Annotated in this window: 6 protein-coding genes; 4 read left to right on the top strand and 2 right to left on the bottom strand. The window is 37.6% G+C overall.

Annotated features, from left to right (window positions below):
- Positions 1–225: 225 nt before the first annotated feature.
- Positions 226–1,755 (bottom strand): DEAD/DEAH box helicase family protein, encoded by a 1,530-nt coding sequence (locus AC6F75_RS13635; RefSeq protein ID WP_500715638.1) that lies wholly within the window; start codon positions 1,753–1,755, stop codon positions 226–228.
- A gap of 167 nt (positions 1,756–1,922) precedes the next feature.
- Here AC6F75_RS13635 and AC6F75_RS13630 point away from each other — a divergent pair, with 167 nt between their 5' ends.
- From AC6F75_RS13630 to AC6F75_RS13620, 3 genes are all read left to right on the top strand, one after another.
- Positions 1,923–2,540: a YqaA family protein gene (locus AC6F75_RS13630; RefSeq protein WP_500715637.1), complete on the top strand. Its 618-nt coding sequence runs from the start codon at positions 1,923–1,925 to the stop codon at positions 2,538–2,540.
- A gap of 145 nt (positions 2,541–2,685) precedes the next feature.
- Positions 2,686–2,817, top strand: coding sequence for a hypothetical protein (locus AC6F75_RS13625; RefSeq protein ID WP_500715636.1), 132 nt, complete (start codon positions 2,686–2,688; stop codon positions 2,815–2,817).
- Entirely contained in the window at positions 2,783–2,998 is a 216-nt protein-coding gene (locus AC6F75_RS13620; protein ID WP_500715635.1) for a hypothetical protein, read from the top strand. Before AC6F75_RS13625 ends, AC6F75_RS13620 begins: the two co-directional genes overlap by 35 nt.
- Positions 2,999–3,083: 85 nt before the next feature.
- On the opposite strand, the gene AC6F75_RS13615 is transcribed toward AC6F75_RS13620, so the two are convergent.
- Positions 3,084–3,809, bottom strand: a complete 726-nt coding sequence (locus AC6F75_RS13615) for an SDR family oxidoreductase (protein ID WP_500715634.1) — start codon at positions 3,807–3,809, stop codon at positions 3,084–3,086.
- A gap of 91 nt (positions 3,810–3,900) precedes the next feature.
- Between AC6F75_RS13615 and AC6F75_RS13610 the strand changes: the two genes are divergently transcribed.
- Positions 3,901–4,213: M15 family metallopeptidase (locus AC6F75_RS13610; protein WP_500715633.1), on the top strand; the 313-nt coding region annotated here is incomplete at its 3' end.

The following is a 4,213-nucleotide window of genomic DNA, read 5'->3' as shown; positions in this document are numbered from 1 at the left end:
CAATTTTTAGAAGGAAGAATCGGGACTGATTTTTTATCGCAACGCTGATAGTAATTTTATTCTTTTAAATCTCTGCGTACACTGCGTCTTTGCGGTGAAAATGTAAGTTTAAAAAAAATATTGTATACTCACCGCAGAGGCGCAAAGGGCGCAGAGTTAGTGATTTATTCTTATTGAACCTTGAGGTCTTCGTGAATTCGTGGCTATTAGTAAGTCCAAACTAAATTACATCTTTCTTCGAATAAGCGCTCTGAGACTGCGCTTGTAATCCTCTTCCAGCCAGTCTTTGTAATTGTCTGTAGATTTGCTTAAACAATAAGCATATTTCTGCACCCTGAAGGCAATGGCGTCTTCAAGGAGAAGTGCCAGCTTCATTGCTTCAAATGCGTCTTCACTGTTATTTAGGCACATTTGAGCGTGTTGTTCTATCGACAGGTCTAAGGCTACTTTGGGTTTTAGTCCTTTTCTTTTGGCTTCATGATAGGCAGCTTCGACATCAAAATCGACATCCTTGGTTTTTTTAAACTTTTTTCTGACCTCCTTGGGCATTTCATAAGCAAAATTGCGTTCTATAGATTCGTCTGCAACCAGGTTTTCAAAGTAATAATCGGGGTTTTTAAAGATGCTGTGCCAATCCACGTTGTCTTCCCAAAGTCCGAAACGGGCCACATTGTTTCCTAAATCAACAACAGTAAATTCTTTTTTGCTTTCGGTGATGCGCGAGCCCCTTCCAATCATTTGGTGGTACAGCGTCAACGACCGTGTGGCACGATTGAGAATAATGGCTTCAATATCCGGCACATCAAAGCCTGTTGTTAATATTCCCACTGAAGTGATGATGGCATTGGGTGTTTCCCGAAACCAGTCGATGATTTCTTTGCGTTCGCCTTCTGAATGTTTGTTGTCCAGATGCCGGATGTTGTCATAACCCGCCCGCTTAAATGATTCATAAACAAAGCGCGAGGTATTGATTCCGTTATTGAAAATTAGTGTTTTTTTGTCTTTGGCACATTCTTCATAGGCATAAATCAACTTTTCCTGCATGGCATAATCAATGTAAACCACTTCCGAAGATTTGACGGTATAATCGCCGTTAATACCAATGCGTAAAGCACCCAGACCCACGTTGTAACTATAAGTTTTCGCCTTGGAAAGAAACCTCTTCTCAATCAATTCTGAAATGGAATGCCCAACAATCAACTCGTTATAAGTATCCTTCATAGGCAATTTGATATTAGAACTTAGAGGTGTAGCTGTAACGCCCAGCATATCACATTTTTTAAAATGTTTAAAGATTTTACGGAACGAATTATAATGCGCCTCATCTACAATCACAAGGCCAATGTTTTTGATGTTCAGTTGACCTTCTTTAATGCGGTTGTTCAGCGTTTCAACCATGGCCACATAGCATTGCAGCTTTTCATCGTTTGGAATTTCCTTAACAGTACTGTTGATGACTTTGTTTTTAACGCCAATTTCAGTAAGTGTGGTAGATGTTTGTTTACTAAGTTCTATTCGGTGTGTAAGAATTAAAACTTTTTTGCCTGCTTCATTGATGTAACGCTTGGCTATTTCAGAAAAAATAACTGTTTTCCCTCCGCCTGTGGGCAACTGATAAAGTATATTATAACTTTCAGGAAATTTGTTTAATCTATCAAAAATGGTTTCAATTGCATTTTTCTGGTAAGAATATAACTCTCTGTCTTTGATTTTCTCCTGCTCTTGTAATTCAATCATTTGTTCAAAAGTGTCCATTTTTACAAAAATAACACCTTTATTATGTTTTTCAACAATTTAGGTTGAAAAGAGTGTTAAATATTTTAAATTTTATGTTTTTTATAATTTATGTTAACAATAACAACTTAATGTTTTTTATTTAAAATAGGATAGCTAAATTTGCTTGAAAAATTGCAACATTAATAATGCCCCAGGATAAACCAAAGAAAAAATCGAGACTTCGACTGTTACACCAGTATTATAGCTATACTGGTTTTTATGGTTTTTTGGGCAGCAGCATGGTCAGGGCAATTCCTGTAATTGTACTGTTTATAGGAGCTTTATTGGCCATTCACTACTTTGTTATTGATGTGAATGTGCTTTTAAATATAGTTACCGATAAATTTCCTGCTTTTGGTGTCTTAACTTTTTTCTTTATTTCAGAATCAGTTTTAGGTTTAATCCCTCCCGAACTGTTTATCGCCTGGTCGAGTAAATCTGACACCGCAGTGTTTCACCTGTCATTATTAGCTGTGCTTTCTTATGCCGGAGGTATTGTTTCCTATTACATCGGAAAAGCCATTACTAAAATTCCTGCCGTTCACGAATATCTGGAAATTAAGATGGCCAAACACATCCGTAATATTCGCAAATGGGGTGGTTTTTTAATTGTTGTGGGTGCCTTGTTGCCCATACCCTATTCTATGACTACTATGGCTGCCGGTATTATTAAATATCCCCTAAACAGTTTGTTACTTTTTGGACTGCTTCGTTTTGTTAGATTTTATATTTATGCACTTGCTATTTTTAATATAGTGAGTTAACACTTCTCTTTCATATTTTATAAAACACTGATAACCAAGCATTGATTGTTAATTTTGTGTTAAATACTACTTTGTAATACACAGTACTGTAACAAAACTATTTTTCTGTCGTCTATTAATTGAAATCAATCAAAACTTAGAAATCATGACAACAGTAAAAAGAATGTTCGACACAGTAAGCGAGAAAAAGGCAGATCAGCAAATGGGCAGGCGCATCTTATTGCAAATGAATCAAAAAAGGGATGTCTGGAACAGCAGAAGAAGATTTGGATATTAATATCCAAACTAAACAAAAAAAATCAATCATCAATCAAAAATCAACAATCATGAGAATCTTTAAAAAACTGTTTGAATCGGTAAGCGAGAAAAGGGATGCCCTTCAAATGAACAAACGCATCAACTTGGCTTTCAGCAACAAGAGAGACGTTTGGAACGGAAGAAGACGGTTTAGTTATTAAAAACCAAACGAAACCAACCAAGAGAGATTTTGAATTAGCCTTTAAAACCTTAAAGCCGGAGACCACTAACCCCGGCTTTTTTGGTTTATTTGCCAGGGGGTAGCGAAGGCCTCACCTCTATTTTGCTGGGCAATGTCCGGGGGTGCATTCGTAGTAAATCCACTACCATAGTACCCAAGTCTTCCTTTTGTATTTTCCAGTCGTCGTTGCCATCGGGCACGTGGTTGTTAAAATAAGTTGCTACCGAACCCGGCATAATGGTGGTTACTTTGATTTCATATTTCCTGAGGTCAAGCATAACCGCCTGAGTAAAACCGGTTAACCCAAACTTACTGGCATTGTATGCAGCACCGTTGGCGAAAAAATTGGTTCCCGCCAGACTGGATATGGTTATGATGTAACCTTTTGATTTTTTGAGTTCCTCAACAGCTGCCTTGACGCTGTAAAACACCCCTGTGAGATTGGTATCGATAGTCTCTTGCCATTGTTCAAGGGTGAGTTGATCAACAGGTGCAAAATGCCCTAAACCGGCATTGGCCACGAGAAAGTCCAGTTGTCCAAACTTATCAATCAGTTGTTGTACTGCTTTTTCCTGTTGTTTGAAATTTCTAACATCTGCCTGAATACCTATGGCCTTGGCTTTACCCTGGCTTATTTCATTGAGCTTGTTGGCAGCCTTCACAGCGGCAGATTTGCTTCTGGCGGTAATGCCCACGTTTATGCCCTGCCACATCAGGGCTTCGGCAATTCCAAAACCAATGCCTTTACTGCCTCCTGTAATTAATGCTACTTTGTCTTGTAAAAACTGCATATTTTTTTCTTTTTTAAATTCACCTTAAATTTACAAAAACTATTAAAAACAACCGATTAGGAAGTTTATTACAAGTTAAACCCCGATACCATTGAAATTCACATTTTTACCTTTTATTCTTTTTTTCTCAGCTTCGATTTCAGCACAGGAAAGTTTAACCGAAATCAGCAAAGAAGATGTCCTTTTTCAGTTTGACATTCGCTATGCCACTTCTGATAATTTTTTAAACGAAGTTTTATACGATTGTGAAAAATGCTATTTATTGCCCGAAGTAGCCAAAGCACTTACCAATGCTGCTTATTATTTTTGCGATCGCGGTTATACTATAAAACTGTTTGACTGCTACCGCCCGCTTTCAGTCCAAAAACGCATGTGGGAAAAACTGCCCAACAGGATTTATGTGG

It is taken from the genome of Planktosalinus sp. (assembly GCF_059864935.1).
Note: the sequence above shows the minus strand (reverse complement) of the source record. Positions and strands in the feature narration are given on the sequence as shown.